The 22,242-nt window shown below is 57.4% G+C and carries 24 protein-coding genes; 22 read left to right on the top strand and 2 right to left on the bottom strand.

Annotated features, from left to right (window positions below):
• Positions 1-336 precede the first annotated feature (336 nt).
• The 7 genes from AB1772_07205 to AB1772_07175 all read left to right on the top strand — a co-directional run bounded on the left by AB1772_07205 (position 337) and on the right by AB1772_07175 (position 9,268).
• Positions 337-1,326: a hypothetical protein gene (locus AB1772_07205; protein MEW5796133.1), complete on the top strand. Its 990-nt coding sequence runs from the start codon at positions 337-339 to the stop codon at positions 1,324-1,326.
• Positions 1,323-3,788, top strand: a complete 2,466-nt coding sequence (locus tag AB1772_07200) for a thrombospondin type 3 repeat-containing protein (GenBank protein ID MEW5796132.1) — start codon at positions 1,323-1,325, stop codon at positions 3,786-3,788. The genes AB1772_07205 and AB1772_07200 overlap by 4 nt, the downstream gene beginning before the upstream one ends.
• A gap of 176 nt (positions 3,789-3,964) precedes the next feature.
• Complete coding sequence (locus tag AB1772_07195; protein MEW5796131.1) at positions 3,965-5,698, top strand: peptidylprolyl isomerase; 1,734 nt, start codon at positions 3,965-3,967, stop codon at positions 5,696-5,698.
• A complete protein-coding gene (locus AB1772_07190; protein MEW5796130.1) occupies positions 5,695-7,014 on the top strand; it encodes a peptidylprolyl isomerase in 1,320 nt (439 codons plus the stop codon). The genes AB1772_07195 and AB1772_07190 overlap by 4 nt, the downstream gene beginning before the upstream one ends.
• A complete protein-coding gene (locus AB1772_07185) occupies positions 7,011-7,259 on the top strand; it encodes a S4 domain-containing protein (protein ID MEW5796129.1) in 249 nt (82 codons plus the stop codon). The genes AB1772_07190 and AB1772_07185 overlap by 4 nt, the downstream gene beginning before the upstream one ends.
• 262 nt (positions 7,260-7,521) lie before the next feature.
• Positions 7,522-8,127 (top strand): cation transporter, encoded by a 606-nt coding sequence (locus AB1772_07180; protein ID MEW5796128.1) that lies wholly within the window; start codon positions 7,522-7,524, stop codon positions 8,125-8,127.
• A gap of 175 nt (positions 8,128-8,302) precedes the next feature.
• Positions 8,303-9,268: a PorV/PorQ family protein gene (locus tag AB1772_07175; protein ID MEW5796127.1), complete on the top strand. Its 966-nt coding sequence runs from the start codon at positions 8,303-8,305 to the stop codon at positions 9,266-9,268.
• Between the two features lie 284 nt (positions 9,269-9,552).
• Here AB1772_07175 and AB1772_07170 read toward each other — a convergent pair whose 3' ends face one another.
• Positions 9,553-9,966: a DUF2784 domain-containing protein gene (locus AB1772_07170; GenBank protein ID MEW5796126.1), complete on the bottom strand. Its 414-nt coding sequence runs from the start codon at positions 9,964-9,966 to the stop codon at positions 9,553-9,555.
• 244 nt (positions 9,967-10,210) lie between these two features.
• Complete coding sequence (locus tag AB1772_07165; GenBank protein MEW5796125.1) at positions 10,211-10,909, bottom strand: DUF3365 domain-containing protein; 699 nt, start codon at positions 10,907-10,909, stop codon at positions 10,211-10,213.
• Between the two features lie 259 nt (positions 10,910-11,168).
• On the opposite strand from AB1772_07165, the gene AB1772_07160 reads away from it, so the two are divergent.
• The 15 genes from AB1772_07160 (at position 11,169) to AB1772_07090 (ending at position 22,241) form a co-directional block, all read left to right on the top strand.
• Positions 11,169-11,429: an AtpZ/AtpI family protein gene (locus tag AB1772_07160; GenBank protein ID MEW5796124.1), complete on the top strand. Its 261-nt coding sequence runs from the start codon at positions 11,169-11,171 to the stop codon at positions 11,427-11,429.
• Positions 11,430-11,834: a hypothetical protein gene (locus tag AB1772_07155; GenBank protein ID MEW5796123.1), complete on the top strand. Its 405-nt coding sequence runs from the start codon at positions 11,430-11,432 to the stop codon at positions 11,832-11,834.
• Positions 11,831-12,691 carry a F0F1 ATP synthase subunit A gene (gene atpB / locus AB1772_07150; protein ID MEW5796122.1) on the top strand — a complete coding sequence of 287 codons (861 nt, stop codon included), beginning with the start codon at positions 11,831-11,833 and terminating at the stop codon, positions 12,689-12,691. Before AB1772_07155 ends, atpB begins: the two co-directional genes overlap by 4 nt.
• Positions 12,692-12,747: 56 nt before the next feature.
• Entirely contained in the window at positions 12,748-12,990 is a 243-nt protein-coding gene (atpE, locus tag AB1772_07145) for an ATP synthase F0 subunit C (protein ID MEW5796121.1), read from the top strand.
• A 58-nt stretch (positions 12,991-13,048) separates the two neighbouring features.
• Positions 13,049-13,531: a F0F1 ATP synthase subunit B gene (gene atpF / locus AB1772_07140; GenBank protein MEW5796120.1), complete on the top strand. Its 483-nt coding sequence runs from the start codon at positions 13,049-13,051 to the stop codon at positions 13,529-13,531.
• A 5-nt stretch (positions 13,532-13,536) separates the two neighbouring features.
• Positions 13,537-14,085 carry an ATP synthase F1 subunit delta gene (gene atpH, locus AB1772_07135; GenBank protein MEW5796119.1) on the top strand — a complete coding sequence of 183 codons (549 nt, stop codon included), beginning with the start codon at positions 13,537-13,539 and terminating at the stop codon, positions 14,083-14,085.
• A gap of 136 nt (positions 14,086-14,221) precedes the next feature.
• Positions 14,222-15,730 (top strand): F0F1 ATP synthase subunit alpha, encoded by a 1,509-nt coding sequence (gene atpA / locus AB1772_07130; GenBank protein MEW5796118.1) that lies wholly within the window; start codon positions 14,222-14,224, stop codon positions 15,728-15,730.
• A 27-nt stretch (positions 15,731-15,757) separates the two neighbouring features.
• Positions 15,758-16,477 (top strand): porin family protein, encoded by a 720-nt coding sequence (locus AB1772_07125; GenBank protein ID MEW5796117.1) that lies wholly within the window; start codon positions 15,758-15,760, stop codon positions 16,475-16,477.
• 40 nt (positions 16,478-16,517) lie between these two features.
• Positions 16,518-17,384 carry an ATP synthase F1 subunit gamma gene (gene atpG, locus AB1772_07120; GenBank protein ID MEW5796116.1) on the top strand — a complete coding sequence of 289 codons (867 nt, stop codon included), beginning with the start codon at positions 16,518-16,520 and terminating at the stop codon, positions 17,382-17,384.
• Between the two features lie 52 nt (positions 17,385-17,436).
• On the top strand, positions 17,437-18,843 hold the full coding sequence (gene atpD, locus AB1772_07115; protein MEW5796115.1) for a F0F1 ATP synthase subunit beta: 1,407 nt from the start codon (positions 17,437-17,439) through the stop codon (positions 18,841-18,843).
• 5 nt (positions 18,844-18,848) lie between these two features.
• Positions 18,849-19,259, top strand: coding sequence for an ATP synthase F1 subunit epsilon (atpC, locus tag AB1772_07110; protein MEW5796114.1), 411 nt, complete (start codon positions 18,849-18,851; stop codon positions 19,257-19,259).
• A gap of 206 nt (positions 19,260-19,465) precedes the next feature.
• Positions 19,466-19,987, top strand: coding sequence for a DUF177 domain-containing protein (locus AB1772_07105; protein MEW5796113.1), 522 nt, complete (start codon positions 19,466-19,468; stop codon positions 19,985-19,987).
• A 15-nt stretch (positions 19,988-20,002) separates the two neighbouring features.
• On the top strand, positions 20,003-20,185 hold the full coding sequence (gene rpmF, locus AB1772_07100) for a 50S ribosomal protein L32 (GenBank protein ID MEW5796112.1): 183 nt from the start codon (positions 20,003-20,005) through the stop codon (positions 20,183-20,185).
• Between the two features lie 39 nt (positions 20,186-20,224).
• Positions 20,225-21,319 (top strand): phosphate acyltransferase PlsX, encoded by a 1,095-nt coding sequence (gene plsX, locus AB1772_07095; GenBank protein MEW5796111.1) that lies wholly within the window; start codon positions 20,225-20,227, stop codon positions 21,317-21,319.
• Entirely contained in the window at positions 21,312-22,241 is a 930-nt protein-coding gene (locus AB1772_07090; GenBank protein ID MEW5796110.1) for a beta-ketoacyl-ACP synthase III, read from the top strand. Before plsX ends, AB1772_07090 begins: the two co-directional genes overlap by 8 nt.
• Position 22,242 lies beyond the last annotated feature (1 nt).

Here is a 22,242-nt window from a genome sequence, read left to right as displayed (position 1 = left end):
TCGCGATGAACCACATGCTGAAAGTCTATGGGGAGAACTCGGCGGTGGAGCTCTCGAAGAAACTGGCGCAGCGCCTGAGCCGCCAATCGACCGTGCAGGACTATCTCGAGTCGGACTACGAGTAGGGTAGACTTTTTTCTCAAGATTTCGCTTGACAGCGGACTTTTGACAGGTTAGCCTGAGTCCAGGTATTATAAGCACCAGAAATTGTTGGGACTGCGCTGCCGGGTTTGGTTTGGCCCGGGCGGCACGCGGGTTTACGTAGTTCAGGGGTGTATAAGATGGGTGCATGATAGTATTCCAGATCAAACCAATTCCCAAGCGATGGAGGTGGGTATGAGAGATGTCGTAATCAGGGTGTTTGTGGTCTGGGCTGTGTTGGCTCAGCTCGCAGAGGCTGGTGACCTACAGCAGCCAACTTTAATCGAGGTGGGCCCCGGCAGGTTCTGCAAATGGTCGCCCGACGGAAAGTATCTTTCGTTCGCGAATGCAAAGGGGTTGCAACTCTATGTGGTTGATTCGGGGACGGTAAGAACAATAGCTCCGCCAACCGAGATTGACGGACTCAACGAGGCCACCTACCAATGGTCCAGCCCTGACGAACTGTTGTTCACACGCAACAGAAAAGTGAAGGCTGAGAAAGGGAGTTACAGCCAGTGGGACTATCTGTCCATCCGCTCGGATGGCAAAGTAGATGTCATCTACTCTGAATCAATGAACTGGGGTTCACAGGTTAGAACCCGACCGAGGCGGCTCAACACGGGCGGAGTTGTACTTGCACGCGAGAGCGTGGACAGCCCGGAGCCGCTTAAGAAACATAGGGAACGCGCAGGCCTCCGTTCAGACGCGTACTATGTTGTGGATGGCGCTTTCACTGGCTATCTGGGGGTTGAGATCAATCGAGGTTTGTGGCTTCTCCATCCCGACGGCAGCAAATACAAGAGTATCAGTTGCGAATGGGACTGCAGACTTCCACTTCTCTCGCCAAACGGGCAGTACGTCATGTGCCGGATCGGGAGGGTGATCATCGACACATCAGGTGTCGTCGTTGGGCTGTTCGACCATGGCATTGACTTTGAAGATTGGTTTGCGGACAGCAAACGTGTTTTGTACACGAAGCCTCTCCAGTCTGAATTCGACGTCATCGGCAATGAGATCTTCATGTCCGAGTTAAATGCGACCAAGGAAGTTCAAATCACCTCGACTCCAGACAAGACTGAAATGGATCCCGTCATATCTCCTGACATGAGGAGGATTGCCTACAGGAACTACGCTGCCGATGGTCATTTTATCGAGATTCTGGATTTCGGGGAGGTGATTAAATGAGAACGAAAATCGCTATTGCTACTTTCATTGCCCTGACAGCTTTATGCTCCCGAGTTCAGGGTCAGATCATTTACGTGGACGCGGGGCACGGCGGGCCGGGTGCAGACGTAACGCATAACGGCGGTGGATCCAATAATAATAATGGCACCGTGGGGATCTGGGTCGGCACCGCAGAGCAATGGGTCAACCTGAACGTAGCCTATGCACTGCGCGACACCTTGGAGTACTGGGGATGCCAAGAAAACCTGGATTACATGATGTCGCGATGTCATGACACGACAGACATTTCGATTCCGGAGCGTGTCGAGGAAGCTGAGAATTTCGGCGCTAACCAACTTATCAGTATCCACCACAATGGGTTCCCGGCCGGTGCGGCTCAGGCTACCGAGGTACGCTGGTGCAACAAGGACACAGCAGATGACGGTTCGCGCCGCGACCTCGAGGCCTACGACAGCACACTGGCAAAGAAGATGTTGTATCGGATATTAGAGTACTTCCGTGGCGGGGATTCAACCAAGTACAAGAACAAATGCTTCGTTATGAACCAGCCTGATCCCATGCAAGGCTGTATGCTGTGTTCCGGGCTATACCTTGTTCGAAACGCAATGATGGCTAACGTCATTACCGAGGCATCGTCAATAAGCTCGGATACCGCGGAAGAGTGCCTTTTTCGGTACGCCCTGCCAGTCGCTGGCCACACGGAAAAGGAGGCTTCAGCCATATACGGTGCTTGGCAGAGCTATATCCTGGGCCAGGGATTCGGCCGTATTGACTACCAGTATTTTGGCTGGGCGGTGGGCGATCATTTTCCGGTGTCCGTAAACTTCGCCGACTACCGCACGCCCTATGAGCAGAATTGGCATTTGGCGGAGCCATACACGTTATACGCCAAGCCATTTACGAAGGACGGGTACGAATACACATTGCACCATTGGGAGGAAGTGTGGTGGTCGACAGGGGCGGTTCTGCATACGTTCGACCCATATCAGAATCCAATCTATGTTACGACCAGCGTGGCAATGGATGGGTATCACTACTATGTTGCTTATTTCACAGGCGGCCCCTTCGGGGGTCAGTTCGTTTCGCCGGGTTCGTTTATGACACAAGTCATGGCTGATGAACCTTTCTGGATTGAGTGGAATGTAGCCGAAGGTTTCTTGAATAGCTGCACATTGTATATTGACTTCACGTCGAACTCCGGCTCTACGTGGACACAGATTGCCGGCCCGCTCCCATACAACAACGGCTACCAGGCACAAGAAACCGATGTCAGCAAATCGACACCTGCGGATCGGGCCGGAAAATATCTGTGGGATGTACCCCCTATCCAATCGAGCAACTGCTATCTGCGCATACGCGCAAGTGACAACGCGGACAATCGAACAACTTTCCAATCACAAAAGTTTGCGGTCTCTCCCTGCCCGCTTTCTACGGGTGACTTCTATTGGACTTTCGTGTCAGGCCGCGTGCGAAAATTCACTTATCTGAGACCGCCGGGTATCCCCGTTACCAACATACTATGGAGTTTTGGCGACGGAACGAGCGCATATTCTACGGCCGACACTATCAGGCATTCGTATGTCCGCGGTGGCTTCATGACCCCATCCATCGTCGTCACCAACTCCTGCGGTTCATACACTTATGTAGCGCCGTATCCGGTTGACGTCGGCTGCTGGTATGTCACACCCGACGCCGACGGAGACGGCGTGGCCAACGATTGCGATAATTGTTCACAAATCTCCAACGTCGGCCAGGACGACGTTGACGTGGATCGGGTGGGTGACGTATGTGACAACTGCATTTCGGTTTCAAACGCTGATCAACTGAATACTGACGGCGATTTCAATGGTGACGCGTGCGATAATTGCCCTACGGTCGCCAACAGTGATCAGCTTGACACAGATGCGGATACGAAAGGTGACCTGTGCGACAATTGTCCTTCAGTAGCTAACGCCAATCAGGCCGATATCGACGGGGACGGCAAAGGCAACGTCTGTGACAATTGCGCTACCGTTGCCAACGCCAATCAAGCCGACTCCGACGGTGACGGCAGGGGCGACCTATGTGATAATTGCGCGTATGTGTCCAACGTCAACCAACTCGACTCGGATGCCGACGGTAAGGGCAACTCTTGTGATAATTGCCAGTATCAACCCAACCCCGATCAGGCGGACTTTGACGGGAACGGCATCGGTGATGCTTGCTGTTGCGTGGGTCGAGTGGGCGACGCCAACGGGGATGGCAGCGACGAGCCAACCATTGGCGACATTACTATCATGTTGGATGCGCTGTACACTTCCTTGACCTGTGAGAATCTTATAGGCTGTTTTGCGGAGGCAGATGTTAACCAATCCGGGGGCGCCACGCCCGGCTGCGGAGACATTTCAGTGGGCGATGTTACAATCCTTATTGACTACCTGTTCATTACCGGGCCGTCACTTGGGCTGGCAGATTGCCTGTAACTCCAGATGGCGGGAGCTCGCCGCTGCGAGCTCCTGCCCTGCCTTTTCCGCTCTCCGAATTCACTTGGCGAATCCCTCCCCACCTGTTATCTATACCGGCTGACCGGGCTGCCCTCGGAACCGCCAGGGACGGCTCCGGTACAAATAGACGGTTACGCACTGGAGGAAGCTGGTAGATGTTCGCTTTGAGATTGGTTCTGGCCGGAGTGTTGATTGCGGCCGTGGCCGGGCTTGGCGCCGGCTGCGGCAAGAGCGACCTGAGCGCGGTCGCAGAGGTCGGCGACGAGAAAATAGCCATTCGGGACTTCGAGGATTTCCTGCAGCGCAACCCGGTCGGATTTCGCACGGCCGAGGAAGAGTTCGAGGGCAAGCGGGCGCTACTGGACAGCCTGATCGATCACACCCTGCTTGTTCAGGCGGCCTATGCCAAGCACATCGATCAGTCGCCTGAGGTGGCGCGGATCATGGAGGCCAACCGCTCGCGTTTTCTGCTCGACGCTCTCTATCATTTCCATGTCGACAGCAAGGTGTCCGTCTCCGAGGCGGAACTGCGCCAGATCTACGACGATCTCCAGTACCAGATTCGCGCCTTCCACATCATGCTGGATAGCCCGGACACCGCCCAGGCCGTTTTCGAGCGGCTCAAGGCCGGCGAGAATTTCGAGCAGCTGGCCTACCAGTATTCGACCGACCCCCGCGCCAAGCGTAACCGGGGCGACCTGGGGTATTTTGTGCGCGGGAGTTCACCGGAAGAATGGGAGAAAGTGGTTTTCCGGCTGGAGACGGGTGAGATCACGCCGCCGTTTCAGACATCGTTCGGCTACCATATCGTCAAGGTCGTGGACAAGAAACCGAACGACATGCGCGAGGAGTACGCGCGGATGCGCCCCGACCTGGACCGGCAGCTTCGCAACGACAAACGCCAGAAGCTGACCGAAGCGTATTTCGACAGTGTTGCCGCCAAGTACAGGGTCTCTGTCGACACGACAGTCGCCAACTACATTCTCCACAAGCGCACGCTGCTTTATCCGCCGCAGGTGCTGGATCAACTGCCCAAGAATGATTTCGATGACGAGCAGCTCGACCGCGACGAAAAAGAGCTGATCCTGGCCACGTGGGAGGGGGGCCAAATATCGGTGATAGATTACCTGATGAATACTCGACGGTATATCCCGCAGGATGAGAGGCCGAATTTCGACGATTACGCCGGCCTGTCCGAGGTGGTCTACGAGATGAAGCGGATGGATATCCTCATCCACGAGGCGGAACGACAGAAGGTGGCCGAAAGCGACTATTACAAGATGAAATTCAAAACGTTTGAGCGCTACACCCTGGCCGAGATCATGCGCAATGATTCCATCCTGGCGCCGACCACGCCCACCGAGCAGGAACTGCGCGATTACTACGACCGCAATCGCGAGCAATACCTGGTGCCGGCGCAGGTGCGTCTCTTCGAGATCCTGGCCAGCGACCAGATGCTCGCCCAGCGACTGGCGCGGGAAATCACCACGCTGAACCAGTTTCAGGCGAGGGCCTTTCAGTATACCGAGCGCGCCGGCCAGCGCGTCAAACGGGGCGATCTCGGCTTTGTCGATTCGCTCCATTTCCCGGTGCTCTTCCATGCCGCGCGGCGTGTTCCGGTTGGCACAGTCGGCGGCCCGATACCGGATAGAGGAAAGTTCTCCGTAATCTGGCCGGTGCAGTGGACCAATGAAGCGTACCAGGACTTTCTTACTGTGAAAGGAGACATCGCCGAGCATCTGGCGGTCGAGAACAGGAACCTGGCGGTGCGCGAATGGCTCAAAATGAAACGCGAATCGACTGATATTGAAGTCCACGATGACGTCATCTGGAGCACGATCAACAAGGACCTGTACCGGACCACGGGGAGCGCCTCCACCACGCCATGAACCGCCGTTTCCAGTTTGCAGTAATGTGCGTCCTGCTGGCGCGATCGTTGCTATTCGCACAGACGGACCCTGACTCCGCCGACACCGTGGACAAGATCGCGGCGGTAGTCGGGGACGAGGTCATCCTGGCCTCGGAGTTGGCGAACCAGATACAGATCGCTGCCTTCCAGTCGGGAGAGCGCCCCGAAACCGAGGCTGAGCTGCTCCGCTTCCAGCAGCAGGTGCTCGAGCAGATGATATCCGACCGCCTCTTCCTGAGAGAGGCCAAGAAGGACACGACGATTCAGATTCGCCCCAACGAGGTAAAGGCGGCTCTCGACGAACACATCGCGCGGATGGTCGAGAATTTCGGCAGCGAGCAGGCCTTTCTTCGGGCACTGACCGCCGAGGGGATGACTCTTCGCGATCTGGAACGCCAGTACGAACAGGATATTAGCAACAACCTGCTGCGCCAGCGTTACATCCAGAATAAGCTGTACAGTGTGTCGGTCTCGCGGCACGAAGTGGAGGAGTTCTTTGAAAAATTCAAAGACTCCATTCCGGATCAGCCCGAGGCGGTTAAACTGGCTCATGTGCTGCTCGCAATCAATCCGTCGCCGGCGATAGAGGACTCGGTCAAAGCCATGGCTGAACAGTTGCGCAAACGGATCCTCGACGGCGCTGATTTCGCGACCATTTCGTCCCAGTACTCCAGCCTCGGCGCCGGCGCCAATGGTGGTGATCTCGGGCTTGTTGAGAGCGACGATGTCGTTCCGGAGTTTTCGCGAGTGGCGTTCAAGTTGAACGAAGGTGACGTCTCCGGGGTTGTCCGCACCCAGTTCGGTTATCACGTGATCAAATGCGAGGGGAAACGAGGCAACCAGTCGCGTCTTCGGCATCTGTTGCTGGCAGTGGAGCCGTCATCGGCAGATACGGCCGCGGTCGTGCAGTTGGCGGATTCTCTGCTGGGAGCAGTCCGCGCCGGAGCGGATTTCGGCGAGATCGCCAAAACCTATTCGCAGGATGACGACTCTCGCGTGCAGGGCGGCGAGCTGGGCTGGTTTGCCATGCGCCAGTTGCCCCAGGAATTCGCCGACGCTGTCGCCGGCTGGACTACGCCGGGAGAGTTGCGTGGCCCGGTGAAATCACGCTACGGTGTTCATCTATTGCAGTTGCTTGACCATCAGGCGGGGAAGAAGCTGACGCTCGAGGAGGATTTTGATCGTATCAAGGAGCTCGCCCGCCAGGACAAAACCGGTCACATGGTCGACCAATGGCTGGCTCAACTAAAGAAACGGACCTACATAGACTACCGCCTCGAATCTCCGAGCGAATGAGAATCGACGATTTCCTGTCCACTGTTGGGGTTGTGAAGCGCCGGACCACGGCCAAAGAGCTCGGCGTGAGCGGTCTCCTCGAGGTGAACGGTCAGCGCGTCAAACCATCGTACGACATCAAGATCGGGGATATCATACGTATCCGGGGCAGTCGCCCGGCGGCGCTGGAGGTCCTTGCCATTCCGTCCGGATCGGTGGCGAAAACCCAGCGCGAGTCGTTTTTCAAACTCATACCGGTTTCCTGATTGGACCGGCGACAGGAACCAACGGGGATGTCCGTCCAGGAGCTTACGAGGTTGCCTCATAAGGAGTTGACGGAGCAGATTTCGCCGACAGTACCTACGCTGCATGCCTGAATAGGCCCGATGGAACCCACTGCCGTGCCCAGGTGTTAAATACACATTACATGTACCAACGGTAACAGATCAGTTGACTCAGGCTATAGAAGCCGATATATTGAAGACCAGAAATAGACAACTTTAGGACACTTTTAGAGGAGTAAGTCGCATGAAGAGGATGCTTTCCGTAGTGTTCGGTTTGATGGCGCTGGCGGCGCTGATGGCTGTTCCGGCTGTGTCATTCGCCTGCGACGGCGAGAAGTCGGCACAGACTGCTCAGGTCGGCCAGACCGCCCACAACCACATGGCCTCGGCCAATGGCCAGTGCACGCCCGGCGAGGCTGCCGCCTGCGCGGCCAAGATGGGCATGAGTGTTGAAGAGTGCCAGAAGCTCTGCGCCTCCGGCGAATACACCATGGTCAACATGTCGATCAAGGGCATGACCTGCGGCGGCTGCGAGAGCAGCGTGACCGCGTCGCTGGCTCAGATGCCGGGCGTGGTGAAGGTCGGCAAGGTCAGCTACAAGGAAGGCACCGCCTTCGTCATGGTCGACCCCAAGAAGGTCAAGAGTGAGTCACTTCTGAAGGCTGTCAGCGACAAGGGCTTTCAGGCGGAAATTGTCCCGGCCGTTTCGGTGACTACGGTTGATTCAAAGGCTACCGGAAATGCGAATCACCCGTGCGGTCCGGAAGCGGCCAAGTCCTGCGCCAAGAGCTGCGCCAAGTCCACTGGCACCGCCCAGGCCAAGCCTGAGAAAACCGGCGGCGGGCTCTAAGCCTTATCGATTTCGAGAAGATCACAGGCGGGACTTCGGTCCCGCCTTTTTTTTGCCCAGAATGTCGATTCGATCTTTGTTGGCGGCCTGACCGTTAAAGAGTATTATGCGGCTCCCGATGATGGAACCGGCTGCCGATGACACAATCGTACAGTCGGTTCGTCTGTGACTTGATATGATTACCACCGGTCGCTATCTGCTCAGTCTCGGCATCGCTTTAGCGTTGCTGTTTGGAACCGAATCGGCGCTCGGGGCCAAGTACGCCGGAGAGGCGTTTACGCTTGGAGTCGGCGGACGCGGTCTGGCATTGGGCGGAGCGGTGGTGGCCGGGCCTTTCGACGGTTCCGCGCCGTACTGGAATCCCGCCGGCATGAACCTGCTCGGGTCGCGCCACTTTACTGCCATGCATGCCGAGACATTCGGATCGTTGCTCAACCATGATTTCATTGGGTATGTCGATGCCCGCAGCGTGGGGGACACGTCGCGGGGATTCTTTGACGCCATTGGCTTTTATCTGTATTACCTGGGGGGCGACGGAATCAAGATAACGGATCTCGACCAGGATGATCGCCCCTATGTAGTCCGCGAGGAATCTCACGGCGACTGGCTCTTTTCGGCAGCGCTGTCGCGACAGATCGCCCCCGACATCCATGTCGGCATCGCCGGAAAAATCATCTATCGTGACCTGGGGGTCGAATCCGGCTGGGGACTGACCGCCGATGCCGGCGCGGTCTGGCGGCCGTGTGAGTGCACCAGTTTCGGTCTTATGATTTCCGACATCACCACCGGGTTCATCAAGTACGACCGCTCCACGGAGTCGATCTATCCCACGGTCAAGCCGGGGGTGATGTTTCAGTACAGCTACGATGATTTCATTGGGCGGCTGACGGGCTCGGGCGATATCAAGTTTGAGAACATCAAGTCGGGCGCGCAGTACTGGAGCGGATCGCTATCGCTCGATACTCATTTCGGCGGCGAAATCGAGTGGCGGGGGATGCTGTTTGGTCGGGCCGGGTTCGACATCGGTCGGTTCACGACCGGCGTGGGCGTGCTATACCGTGGCCTATCGTTCGATTTCGCCTATCTCGACCACGACGCCTTCGACGAGACTCTTCGTTTCAGCGCCGGGTATCAGTTTTAGACGTGTAGGTCGAAACCAGACCCCCGCTTCGCGGGCGGTTTCGACATCTAATATATCAGGACCATCCACCAGCCCAGCCCCGTCATGCCCGATCCAGTCGGGCACCCATGTCCACTCGCTCCTGCAAATCGCGAAGTGGTTGCAGGAAGACGTAGCCCGATTCTCGTGCGCGGCCCGCCGACGGCGGGATTTCGTCTGCCCGTGTATCGAATAAGTCTTTGGAAGTGGCAGACCGGGAGGTCTTCCGCCCGCGATCACTATGTCGAAAGCGCAGGGCTTTCGACCTACGTTGACTTGGGTCGCCTCCGAAACTTCGACGGCGGTTTCACCACGAACATCACCAGTGTGAACAGCGCGATACCATAAGTGGGAATCAGGTACACCAGCGGGCTGACATCGGGGTAGATGAGTCGTTCGATTGTGTCCAGAATGAAATAGCCGGGGTAGGAGCCGTCGGGGTTGTACTCTCGCCGCATGGCGTTTTCCCAGATAGTAAGCGGACAGTACTTGCCCATCAGTTCGAGACTGGCCACAAAGATAATTCCCGCCAGGTGAATCGTGCGGAACAGCCAGCGATCCCAGAACGACGGTCGCCAGAAGGCGCGCACGGTCAGCGCGAAACCGTAGAGCATGAAGATGATCCACAGCAGGTGGACGACGAGTATTACATCGGCGAGAAGATGGTAGGGTATACGCATCGGGTTCGCATCCCACATTTTAGCGAGCAGGACACCTCTCGATCGGTGGCCCACCCTTTGGGTGGGTTTCTTGTCTGGTTTGTCTGTACCCGGACACAGGTAACTGATCGATCCGGGAACATGGAAGTCTCTTTCCACCTCCTGAGTTCAACGACGTTTCCCGATGCAGCCTCTATAGAAACCCACCTGGAAGGTGGGCCACCTGTCCGACACCCTAACGGCAGAACCACCAAGGGGTTCTGCCCTACTGTTTCGCAGTCGTGTCGGCGCTCGTGGTATCTTTTGCTACCAAATCGCCAATCGGGATGCCCTCGGCTAGTTTTGGGGCGATCTTCTCCGCCTCGGGCAGGTGCGCCGACACCACGAACATGCCCCTCAAGTCGCCCTCTTTGTAACCGGTGGCTTTGTCGTACGGATAGGCGATCTTGACCTGTTGCCACAAATCGAGATCGACACTCTGCAGGTCGCCGTGGCATTGCAGGCACATCTCGCGCACGACAATTGTCTGGTAGTAATTGAAGACCCGAGCAGAATCCGGTCCCGACCATCGCGTCAGAAACTCACTGTCAGTTTTCAGATCGGCGAAGGTTGCCAGAACTGCTACCTCGGCACTGTCCGGGCGGCCCGTAATGTTGCGCCACTTATCACTCACCCGCTTGACCGACCATCCGGCGGCCGAATGAGCCGCGGCGATCTCACCGGCGCGAATCTGGCAGACCTGCATGGCATAGGCGGGGCCATTTTCGTTTAGTGCACCCAACAGAGCAGACTGCAGGTCGCGGCCGAACTGCCCGGCCAGATTGCGGGCGGCGGCGGTCAGCTCTGCTTCGTCGGGTGCCGGCGCTTGTGCTTGGGACTGGGCGGCTGGTGCGGTTTCGGTGTCCTGTGCGCCGCATCCTGAGATCACGGTGACGGCCATCAGGCAACAGATAAGAAGCTTCATTATTGTAGTCTCCAAAAGTATGTATCATTTATATTTGGAGAGGCCGGTAAGGGCAAGTCAAAAAAGGGCCGTACCCCGCAAGGGCTTGCGAAATCGCCAGTTGCGTCCATCATGCGGCCCCGGTGTCTGGTTGACGAATTCGTGCGACTGCTCCACCGGCGTGCGCTGTGATTGTGAAAAAAAGTACTATTAAGGGGTTGACAGCGACCCGCTTGCCGATATATTGGCGCGGACTGGCTGACGCCCCAAAGGGTTAGATATGTCCCCGGAGAGCGGGTCGCCTCAGAAAAAGAAGAGCGGTCGGTACGGAGCGGCCGGAATTTATATCACGGTTCCGACTCTGCTGGCGGCATCGATCCTGGTCGGGTTCTTTCTGGGGCAGTGGGCCGACGCCAGGTTTGGAACTGAACCATATTTGATGTTACTCGGCCTGGCCCTGGGTTTTGGAGCCGCCGCGCGACAGTTGTTCATCATGATCAAGCGCGCTCAGGCGATGGAAGAGAAAGAGGATCGCAAGTAAGTGGGACTGGAGTTTATCGATCGCACGCTGAGAACAACGGGCGTTGTCCTGCTGATCTTCGTCCCCTTCGGCGTCTATTACCTCGGCGTGTGGCCTGCCCTCGCGGTGTTTTCCGGCGGCGTTTGGGGGATGGTGAACCTGATCTTCATCTCGGCACTGGTGCGGGCGGCGATTCATCCGGGCAAGATCGACAAACGCAAAGTTTTTGGGATCGCCATATTCAAATTCCCGCTCCTCTACCTCTCGGGTTATGCGCTGGCCAAAGTGCCGCAGTTTGACCCGCTCTACCTGCTTTACGGTTTTTCCAGTCTGCTGCTGATCATAATTCTGAAGGGGATCGGCGGGTCGATCTGGCGTGTGGCCGACACTACAGTGCAGAATGAAGAAGCTGAGGGTATGGCATGACTCTGCTGGTTGTGCACAGACTTGCGATGATTATGCCGTCATGGTTCAGCCCGATCGTCTCGATCGCTGTCACCACCGGCGAAGAAGCTGCGGCCGAGGGCGCAGGCGCGGGCGCGCATGGCGGCGCACCTCATCTGCCGAATCTGGTAGCCCTCTTGTTTGGTCCCGACAGCGTTGCCAATCACTGGGTCAATGTCATATTCGCGTTTGTGATCGGAGTGGTTCTTTCGAGTGTGAGCATGACAGTCTACGCTCGCCGGAAGATGATCCCCGGCAAACTGCAGAACGCGGTCGAGATGATGGTCGAGGGGATGTACAGTTTTATCGAGTCGATTCTCGGCCACGACGCCAAGAAATACGTGCCGTATCTCGGATCGCTTTTCTTCTATATACTGTTGATGAACTGGATCGGCATGGTGCCGCTGGGGCATTCGCCCTCGACCAGTCTGAACATCACGGCATCCCTGGCGATACTCACATTCCTGTATGCCCAGTGGACCGGAGTGACCCGGCTGGGATTTCTCGGCTACCTGCACCACATGGCGGGCAGCCCCAGAGACGTTATCAGTTGGTGCATGGTGCCGCTTCTGTTCCCGCTTCACATCATAGGAGAGCTGGCCAAGCCGTTTTCACTCGCGCTGCGACTTTTCGGCAACATCACCGGCGAGGATACGCTGGTGGCAGTTTTCGTGGGGCTGGGGATCGCGATACTGGCTTTCTCACCGGTCGGGGTGCCGCTGCAGTTGCCGTTCTACTTTCTTGGACTGCTGCTTTCGACCATCCAGGCCCTGGTGTTCACACTGCTGTCCACGATTTACATTCTGTTGATGCTGCCGCATGAAGAACACGGGCACTAAATCATGTTGAAAGAAGATAAGAGCATAACATACATAGCGACGTTCCTAAGGAGGAAATGATGGATTATCAGGCAATGTTGGGATTGGCGGCTCCGCTCGCGGTTGGACTGGCGGCTATAGGTTCCGGTCTGGGAATCGGGCGGGCGGTTGGTTCGGCGATGGAAGCGATGGGTCGGCAGCCGGAAGCGGCGGGCAAGATCCAGACCGCTATGATCATCGGCGCTGCCTTTATCGAGGCCCTGACGATCTACGTGTTCATCGTCTACATTCTGGCCAGCGGCAAGATCGGCACGCACTGATTGCGCTTCCCGGTGAGGTTTCCGAGGAGAGCCACTTGTACCCGTAACAGGTAGTGCTATGAATTTTGAACTGAAACAAATCCTCACGCATGCGCTGGGGTTCCTGGTTTTCGTCTGGGTCCTCAAGCGCTTTGCCTGGGGACCGCTGCTGGCGCTGATGGAAGAGCGGCGGAACAAGATCGCCGGCGAGTTCGAGAAGATCGATCACCAGAAAGCGGAGATCGCCAAAGTGACCGCTGACTACGAGGCCCGCATGAAGGAGATCGATAACGAACGCCGGGCCAAGCTGGTGGAAGCGGTCAAGGAAGGCAAATCGCTCGCGGCGGATATTAAGAACCAGGCGATGGCCGAGGTGCGTGCGCTTCATGAGAAGGCCAAGGCCGACTTGCAGCGCGATGTCGCCAAGGCCAAGGTCCAGCTTCGCGACGAGATGATCACCATGACCATGACCGCCGCCGAAAAAGTGGTGCGCGAAAAGATGGACGATCGCAAGCATCGCGAGCTGATCGGCCAGTATATCGACGAACTGGGAAGGGCGTAAGCTGAATGATCGCCCAGCAGGTCGCCAAGAAATACTCGACGGCGCTTTTCCTCTCGACGGGCAAGCGCGGTCTGGTCGACCAGGCCTACACACAGTTCGGTGACCTTCGCAAGGTACTGACTGGGGACGCGTCACTGACCCGATTTCTCAGCTCGCCCAAGATCGACGAGGAGCAAAAGCTGCAGCTGCTTCGCCGGATTCTCGGCGAACGGATGGAGCCGCTGTTTGTCGAGTTTTTGGCGGTCCTGGTGCGAAAGCGCCGGGCGATGTATCTGCTCGAGGTGATAGATGAGTTCAATCGCCTGGTCGAGCAGCACCAGGGCATAGTGCGCGCGACCGTCACGACTGCCGTGCCGCTGTTGCCCGTCGATGAAGCCAAACTGGTGAGCCGGCTGGCGGCCAGGACCGGTAAGAAGATCGAACTGGAGAAGAAAATTGACCGCGCGATTATCGGCGGAATGGTCGTGCTGATGGGCGACGAGATAATCGACGGTTCCGTTAAGCATGGACTTGATAAGCTGGAAGAACAACTGGTCCACATCAAAGTCCATTAGGAGCGGAAACGAGAGGCGGTATTTGTAATTATGCCGCGCACAAGAGAGTACTGCCACGGTTTGTCGGGGTCGGATGATTCCGATACATGGCGCTGATATGACGAAACGTGATTTGAAGTTATACAGGAGTTGAGTGATGGGACTCAATCCCGAAGAAGTATCATCGATTATTCGCAAAGAACTCGAGAAGTACGACACCAAGCTTGAGATGGAGTCGGTCGGCACGGTGCTGCAGGTCGGCGACGGTATCGCGCGTATCTGGGGCCTGCAGGACGTTCAGATGTCCGAGCTGATCCAGTTCCCCAACGACGTAGTCGGCATGGTGCTCAATCTCGAAGAGGATAATGTCGGCGCGGCTATTTTCGGCGAGTCCAGCCTCGTTCATGAGGGCGACACGGTCAAGCGGACCGGCCGGGTGGCGTCGGTGCCGGTCGGCGACGCCCTGATCGGGCGCGTGGTCAACCCGCTGGGGCAGCCGGTCGACGGCAAGGGACCGATTGTCACCGACAAGTTCCGCATCATCGAGGGTATCGCCCCCAACGTGGTGGAACGCCAGCCGGTGAAAGAACCGCTGCAGACCGGACTGAAAGCGATTGACTCGATGATTCCGATCGGCCGCGGCCAGCGCGAATTGATCATCGGCGACCGCCAGACGGGGAAGACCGCGCTGGCGCTCGACACGATTATCAATCAGAAAGATACTGACGTTATCTGCATATATGTCGCTGTCGGGCAGAAGCAGTCGACTGTCGCCCAGGTGGTGGAGGCGCTTCGCCGTAACGGCGCCATGGATTACACGATTGTGGTCACCGCGAGCGCGGTCGATCCGGCCCCACTGCAGTATATCGCGCCTTATGCCGGCTGCGCCATGGGCGAGGAGTTCCGCGACAAAGGCAAGCATGTGCTGTGTGTCTACGACGATCTGTCCAAACAGGCGCAGGCTTATAGACAACTTTCGCTGCTGCTCAGGCGTCCACCGGGACGCGAAGCTTACCCGGGTGACATCTTCTACTGCCACTCTCGCCTGCTCGAACGGGCAGCGAAACTCTCCGATGCCAAGGGCGGCGGCTCGCTGACCGCGCTGCCCGTCATCGAAACACAGGCCGGCGACGTATCCGCGTACATCCCGACCAACGTGATTTCCATTACCGACGGTCAGATCTTTCTCGAGAGCGAGCTGTTCTTCGCCGGCATTCGCCCCGCCATTAACGTCGGTATCTCAGTGTCGCGAGTCGGCGGCAACGCCCAGGTAAAGATGATGCGTCAGGTAGCCGGCAGGCTGAAGCTCGATCTGGCGCAGTATCGCGAACTGGCCGCGTTTACTATGTTCGCGTCGGACCTCGACGAGGGCACCCGCAAGCAGCTCAATCGCGGCGAGAAGATGGTCGAGCTGCTCAAACAGGGACAGTATGTCCCGATGCCGGTAGCCCGCCAGTGCATGATCATCTGGTGCGGGACGAACGGGCATTTGGATGACGTGCCGACCGATAAAGTGCTCCAGTTCGAGACGGAGTTCCTCAAGTTCTGCGATGAGAAGTACCCGGATATCGAACACACGCTCGCGAAAGAGAAGATTATAGATGAGGCAACGGAGTCGAAGCTGAAGGAAGCGGTGAAGCGGTTTAAGGAGCAGTTCAAGGCCTAAAGTACACAACCTGCAAAGGAGGTAGTGATGCGTCAAATTGTTCTATTACTTCTGGTGTCGTTGCTTTTTGCCGTGACAGTGTCGGCTGATTCACAGATAAGATTTGGAGTCAAAGCCGGCGCGACCATGGCGAACATGTCTGGCGACGGTTGGGATGCCGTTGAGCAAATGGAAACGGTAACGATCGACAAGAAGGCCCTCTTCGGAGTTGCCGGCGGCCTGTCCGCCGAGATGTACATTGGAACGAGCGGCGTAAGCATCCAACCGGAAGTTCTATATGTCACCAAAGGGGCCAAAGGTGAGACTACTGAGGCGGACGATGATACCTACACCGTGAAGCTCAAGAACGACTACATCGAGGTCCCGGTGTTGGTCAAATACAACTTCACGTCGACAGGCAGCGCGTCGCCGTTTATGTTCGTTGGGCCGGTAGCCGCGTTCAATATCGCGTCCAAATACCAGGTCGAGAATCCACCCGCAGATGACCCAAATCTTGGTGACAAAGACATAGACAATGCCAAGAGCCTCGACTTTGGACTCACGATAGGTGGCGGGCTGGGTCTGGCTGTCGGGCAGTCGGGCAAAGTCACTTTTGATCTGCGCTACACAGTTGGGTTAGGCGTTGTATTCGAAGACGCCGGCGCCCTGGTCGATGGCACCGATAAGATCAACATTGTCGATGATGAGGACAAAGCGCTGGAATTCAAGAACAACGATTTTCGTTTGATGGTCGGTTTCCAGTTCTGATGTGTGGTTGAGAACGAGCAGGAGTGCATAACGGGTACCGATGGCAACACTGCGTGAAGTAAAAAAGCGAATTCGGACGGTCATCTCCACCCGGAGGATCACCAAGGCTATGGAGATGGTGGCCGCCGCCAAGCTTCGCCGTGCACAGCAGCGGGTCGAGCAGGCCAAGCCGTATGCGCTGAAACTCGATGAAATGCTCGGCCATCTGGCGGTCGGATCGGCCACCGAAATCACCCATCCGTATTTCGAGGAACGCCCGGTCAGGAATCGTACTCTTGTCATAGTCGTCTCTGATCGCGGCCTGTGCGGCTCGTTCAACTCAAATATGCTGCGCCAGACGGATCGCTGGATCAGGGAGCATCAGGATGCCGGTCTCGAACTGGTGGCGGTCGGTAAACGGGCGCGCGATTATTATCGTCGGCGGAAAGGGAACATAGTCGAATACTATGGGGACTGGGGTGGGGTGATAGATTACGGTCGCGGTCGTGAGCTGGCTGCGTGGCTCACGAACAGATTCGTGACCGGCCAGACCGACGAAATCCACCTGGCTTTTACGAGGTTCATTTCGCTGGTCAAATATCGTCCGGGGATAGAGAAGTACCTGCCCGTGCCGCGGCCGGAACACGGCGGCGAGGAAGCTCATGTGAGCGATTACATTTTCGAACCGACCTCGGAGCAGATCTACGCCCAGTTGATGCCGAGCTATGCCAATACCAAGATGATTACGGCGCTGCTGGAGTCGTTTGCGTCGGAACATGGCAGCCGGATGATCGCCATGGGCAACGCCAACAAGAACGCCGGCGAGATGGTCAACACCCTGACATTGGAATACAACAAGGCGCGCCAGGCGCAGATTACGAAAGAACTGCTTGAGGTGGTCAGCGGCGCCGAGGCTCTGGCCGGATAGGCGCGACCACAGTACTTGAAGATGAGTGCCTAGCGATATCGGAGTTTTACAGATGGCTGAAAATATCGGCAAAGTAGTGCAGGTGATCGGAAACACGGTCGATTGCGAGTTCCCCGCCGATACCCTGCCGGACATTCTCAACGCGATCAAGATCCCGGTGGAGCATCAGAAGCGGACGCTGGTGGTCGAGGTCGCCAGCCACATCGGCGACAACCTGGTTCGGTGTGTCGGCCTGGCTACCACGGACGGACTGACGCGGGGTATGAAAGCGATCGACACCGGCGGCCCGATCACCGTGCCGGTAGGCGAACGGGCGCTGGGACGGCTGTTCAACCTGCTTGGTGAACCGCTTGATCCGGGTGAACCGATTCCTTCCGATTGCCCGCGATTGCCTATCCATCGGCTGGCCCCACCGTTCGAGGACCAGGTCACGCAAATCGAGATGTTTGAGACCGGCATCAAAGTCATCGACCTGCTCGAACCGTACGCCAAAGGCGGTAAGGTCGGCATGTTCGGCGGCGCCGGTGTGGGCAAGACGGTCATTATTCAGGAACTGATTCACAATATCGCCACCGAGCACGGCGGCTTCTCGATATTCTCAGGCGTGGGCGAACGCACTCGCGAGGGCAACGACCTCTGGCTTGAGATGACCGCCTCGGGAGTCATTAAGAAGACCGCGCTGGTATTCGGCCAGATGAACGAGCCGCCGGGCGCTCGGCTTCGGGTCGGTCTCTCTGCGCTTACCATGGCGGAGTATTTCCGCGACGAGCAGGGCCAGGACGTGCTGCTGTTTATCGATAACATCTTCCGTTTCGTGCAGGCCGGCTCCGAAGTGTCGGCTCTGTTGGGCCGGATGCCGTCGGCAGTGGGCTACCAGCCGACACTCGGTACAGAAATTGGCGGCTTGCAGGAGCGCATTTGCTCCACACGCGCCGGATCGATTACGTCGGTGCAGGCGATCTACGTCCCCGCCGATGATCTCACCGACCCCGCCCCGGCCACGACATTCTCGCACCTCGATGCTACCACCGTGTTGTCGCGGCAGATCGCCGAGCTTGGCATCTATCCGGCGGTCGATCCCCTTGATTCGACCTCACGCATTCTCGATCCGAAAGTGGTCGGCGAGGAACACTACCGGGTGGCGCGCGAGACTCAGCGGATTCTCCAGCGTTATCGCGATCTGCAGGACATTATCGCGATTCTCGGTATCGATGAATTGTCGGATGATGACAAGCAGACTGTCCACCGGGCGCGCAAGATTCAGAAATTCCTGTCGCAGCCGATGTTCGTGGCGGAGGCGTTTACCGGGCGTCCCGGCGTTTATGTGAAGGTCGAAGATACGGTCAAAGGGTTCGCCGAACTTATAGCCGGCAACCTGGATCATATTCCCGAGCAGCATTTCTATATGGCTGCCGGTCTCGATGAGGTGCTGCAACGGTACGAACAAGCGAAAGGATGACCAGGGTGTTTCGGCTGAGCATTGTCACGCCGGAGAAGGTCTTTTTCGAGGCTGATATAAAGTCGTTGATAATCCCCGGCACCGAGGGATACCTGGGCGTACTTTCCAATCATGCGCCGCTGATTACGGCACTGCATCCGGGGAAAATCGAATTTCGCGACGTCGATGATCTGACACATTTCCTCGCGGTGACGTCAGGTTTTCTCGAGGTATCAGGTAACGTAGCTACGCTACTGGCCGATGCTGTGGAAGAGACCGCTGAAATTGACTTGCAGCGGGCCACCGCGGCACGTGACCGTGCCTGGGAGATGCTGAAAGCTGCTGCGGCGGGTGATAAACACATCGACGTACCCCGCGCCCGGGCTGCCCTGGAACGTGCCCACAACCGTATCAAGATCTACAAAGAGACACACTAGGCAGTGGGTCAAAACTACCCCTAGGTGGCCCAACCGCTTGCGGGTGGGATGGGAAGCGCCCGCGCACAGAATACCCGGGTGCGCCTCCCTTTGGGCGGGATCGAAACCTCCGGTCGCCAACCGCCGGTATCCCCATGTCGCCGAATGGCTTGTCGGGGGGTTTTGCTCCTTGACTTTGACGGTCGTTTTCGTTAGTATTTCAAGCTGTGATATTGGACCTGCGGGTGTTCGACGAGTACCCCGCGGAGACTTCTATTTATGCCGATCCTGGTGAGCTGGCCCGTCTCGATGACCTGGTTGTCAAAGTCAGGGCCGCTCACGTTGACCTGGACATACAGAAGGCCGCGGACGAGTACTATTGCCAGGGTCGGGTAGAGGCCCAGGTAGTGGTGGAGTGCGCCCGCTGTCTGGGTGAGTTTGACAGCAAACTCGCCGGTGAGGTGGATTTCGTGGTCTACTCCCGTGAGGAGGCGACCCGCCACCGCGACGTTGACGAAGAGGATTATGTCTGTTTTGAGGGGAACGATCTAAGGGTCGATATTGTTGTGCCGGTTCGTCAGGCGCTGGTTTTGTCGATTCCGATGAAACCGCTCTGTTCGGAGGACTGTCGGGGCCTTTGCCCGACGTGCGGCGCAAACCTCAACGAACGGACCTGTGACTGTAAGATCGAAACCCTCGATCCGCGCTGGGATGGACTGAGGAAGCTGTTCCCGGATCGACAAAGCTGAAACGAGGCAAGCTAAATGCCGTTACCAAAAAGACGACACTCCCGGACCCGCGGCCGGAAACGCCGTACGCACTGGAAGCTTGATGCCCCCAACGTCATTAGTTGTGAGAGATGTGGCCAGGGGCGACTGCCGCACCATATCTGCCCGCACTGCGGATATTATGACGGCCGCAAGGTTATTGAGACTGCGGAGGCCTAAATCTCATATGCCTTTCCAGGGCATGCTTATCAGGGATTGATGACCGATAATTCACGACAGTCTGTAGTTCTGGATGTGATGGGCGCCGACCACGGCCCGGATACGATAATTCGGGGCGGTCTGGCGGCGGCCCGTAATCTGGGCGACTCGCTGCACCTGACTCTGGTCGGTAAGCGCGAGCTGATCGACCGGATACTGGCGCATGTGGCCGATCGACCGTCAAATGTCTCGGTCGAACATGCGCCTGCCGAGGTGCCGATGACTATGTCGGCCACCGACGGGGTGCGCGTGAAAGACTCGTCAATTGCGGTCGGGCTCAATCTCGTGCGCCACAAAAAGGCCGATGCTTTCGTGTCGCCCGGCCATACCGGCGCGGTTATGGCCAGCTCCCTGCTGATCCTGGGCCGAATTCACGGGGTGATACGGCCCGCTATTGCGGGTGCGTTTCCCACCAGCACCGGGCGGCCGTGTATTGTGCTCGATGTCGGCGCCAATGTCGACTGCAAACCGCAGCACATCTCTCAGTTCGCGGTGATGGGTTCGGTCTATTCCGAGATCCTGTTTGACACGCACAATCCGAGGGTAGGGCTGGTATCGATCGGCGAGGAGCGGAGCAAGGGGAACGAACTCATTTTCGCTGCGCGCAAGCTGCTGAGTGAGTCCAAGATCAATTTTGTCGGCAATATTGAGGGACGCGATATTCTCTCCGGTGATGTCGACGTGGCGGTGACCGACGGCTTCACCGGAAACATCATCTTGAAGTTCGGCGAATCGGTGCTGCCGTTCGTGCGCAAGGCTATTAACCACCAGGTGCAGACTAATTTCTTTTCGCGCATCGGGGTCACCCTGCTGCTGCCGTTCCTTCGTCGTCTCAAGAGATCATTCGATTACGCCCAGACCGGCGGCGCACCGCTGCTCGGTGTTAACGGCGTTGTTACTATCTGCCATGGATCGTCCAGCGCCGAGGCCATTACGAACGCCGTAAGCGTGGCGCATGACATGGCCCGCAAGCGCATAAACGAGTGTATCCACCGTGAATTGAGCGCCAACCATTTTGGAAAGAAAGATGAGCCATCAGTTGAGAGCCAGGATCTCCGGAACGGGGTCATATGCCCCACCGGCAGTGATGACTAACGCCGATTTCGAGAAGATCGTGGATACCTCGGACGAGTGGATCATCTCCCGCACCGGTATTCGCGAGCGGCATATCGCGCCCGATGAGATGTCCTCGGCCGACATGGGGGTCGAGGCGGCACGCCGCGCGCTGGAGATGTCCGACGCCAGCCATGAAGATATTGATCTCATCATCTGCGCCACCGTCACGCCGGATTACCGGCTGCCCTCAAACGCCTGCGTTCTACAGGAACGGATAGGCTTTCCCAATGCAGTGGCGTTCGACGTAGTCTCTGCCTGCACCGGTTTCATAAACGCGCTCTCCATTGCCAACTCCTATATCGTGACCGGGCAACACCGCCGAGCACTGGTAGTAGGCACCGAAAAACTCTCCGCTATTACCAACTACGGCGACCGCAACACTTGTGTGCTGTTCGGCGACGCCGCCGGCGCGGTCGTCCTCGAACCGTGCGACAACGGCTCCGGACTGCTGTCATCGTATATGCGTTCCGACGGCACTCTCAGGCCGCTCCTCTGGCAAAAGACCGGTGGCACCCGGCATCCCTATTCGGCCGGGTTTACCTTTGACGGTACCGACAAGATCATGATGAACGGTTCCGACGTATTCAAAGTGGCCGTTCGCGAAATGGGTCAGGCTGCCGCACGGGTCGTGCAGGATGCGGGCTTGACTATCGACGATATCGCGCTGTGCGTGCCGCACCAGGCGAACATCCGCATTATCGAAGCGATGGCCAAGCGCCTGGGCATCCCCATGGAGAAAGTGTACCTGAATATCGACAGATACGGCAATACGTCGGCGGCGTCGGTGCCGCTCGCGCTCGACGAAGCCAACCGCGAGGGGCGGATCAAGCCGGGAGATCATGTGGTCATGGTGGCGTTCGGCGGCGGACTGATCTGGGGCGCAGCTCTGGTAAAGTGGTAAT

Source organism: Candidatus Zixiibacteriota bacterium (assembly GCA_040752815.1).
Taxonomy (GTDB): Bacteria; Zixibacteria; MSB-5A5; order GN15; family FEB-12; genus JAGGTI01.
Note: the sequence above shows the minus strand (reverse complement) of the source record. Positions and strands in the feature narration are given on the sequence as shown.

Bases quoted from the DNA above. Each gene is read 5' to 3' on its own strand.
- atpF (MEW5796120.1), top strand. From the start codon at position 13,049: ATGAATTTTGAACTGAAACAAATCCTCACGCATGCGCTGGGGTTCCTG.
- atpA (MEW5796118.1), top strand. From the start codon at position 14,222: ATGGGACTCAATCCCGAAGAAGTATCATCGATTATTCGCAAAGAACTC.
- atpD (MEW5796115.1), top strand. From the start codon at position 17,437: ATGGCTGAAAATATCGGCAAAGTAGTGCAGGTGATCGGAAACACGGTC.
- atpE (MEW5796121.1), top strand. From the start codon at position 12,748: ATGATGGATTATCAGGCAATGTTGGGATTGGCGGCTCCGCTCGCGGTT.
- AB1772_07160 (MEW5796124.1), top strand. From the start codon at position 11,169: ATGTCCCCGGAGAGCGGGTCGCCTCAGAAAAAGAAGAGCGGTCGGTAC.
- AB1772_07125 (MEW5796117.1), top strand. From the start codon at position 15,758: ATGCGTCAAATTGTTCTATTACTTCTGGTGTCGTTGCTTTTTGCCGTG.
- AB1772_07170 (MEW5796126.1), bottom strand. From the start codon at position 9,966: ATGCGTATACCCTACCATCTTCTCGCCGATGTAATACTCGTCGTCCAC.
- AB1772_07185 (MEW5796129.1), top strand. From the start codon at position 7,011: ATGAGAATCGACGATTTCCTGTCCACTGTTGGGGTTGTGAAGCGCCGG.
- atpH (MEW5796119.1), top strand. From the start codon at position 13,537: ATGATCGCCCAGCAGGTCGCCAAGAAATACTCGACGGCGCTTTTCCTC.
- rpmF (MEW5796112.1), top strand. From the start codon at position 20,003: ATGCCGTTACCAAAAAGACGACACTCCCGGACCCGCGGCCGGAAACGC.
- AB1772_07205 (MEW5796133.1), top strand. From the start codon at position 337: ATGAGAGATGTCGTAATCAGGGTGTTTGTGGTCTGGGCTGTGTTGGCT.
- AB1772_07090 (MEW5796110.1), top strand. From the start codon at position 21,312: ATGACTAACGCCGATTTCGAGAAGATCGTGGATACCTCGGACGAGTGG.
- AB1772_07190 (MEW5796130.1), top strand. From the start codon at position 5,695: ATGAACCGCCGTTTCCAGTTTGCAGTAATGTGCGTCCTGCTGGCGCGA.
- AB1772_07195 (MEW5796131.1), top strand. From the start codon at position 3,965: ATGTTCGCTTTGAGATTGGTTCTGGCCGGAGTGTTGATTGCGGCCGTG.
- plsX (MEW5796111.1), top strand. From the start codon at position 20,225: ATGACCGATAATTCACGACAGTCTGTAGTTCTGGATGTGATGGGCGCC.
- AB1772_07180 (MEW5796128.1), top strand. From the start codon at position 7,522: ATGAAGAGGATGCTTTCCGTAGTGTTCGGTTTGATGGCGCTGGCGGCG.
- atpG (MEW5796116.1), top strand. From the start codon at position 16,518: ATGGCAACACTGCGTGAAGTAAAAAAGCGAATTCGGACGGTCATCTCC.
- AB1772_07200 (MEW5796132.1), top strand. From the start codon at position 1,323: ATGAGAACGAAAATCGCTATTGCTACTTTCATTGCCCTGACAGCTTTA.
- atpB (MEW5796122.1), top strand. From the start codon at position 11,831: ATGACTCTGCTGGTTGTGCACAGACTTGCGATGATTATGCCGTCATGG.
- AB1772_07175 (MEW5796127.1), top strand. From the start codon at position 8,303: ATGATTACCACCGGTCGCTATCTGCTCAGTCTCGGCATCGCTTTAGCG.
- AB1772_07165 (MEW5796125.1), bottom strand. From the start codon at position 10,909: ATGAAGCTTCTTATCTGTTGCCTGATGGCCGTCACCGTGATCTCAGGA.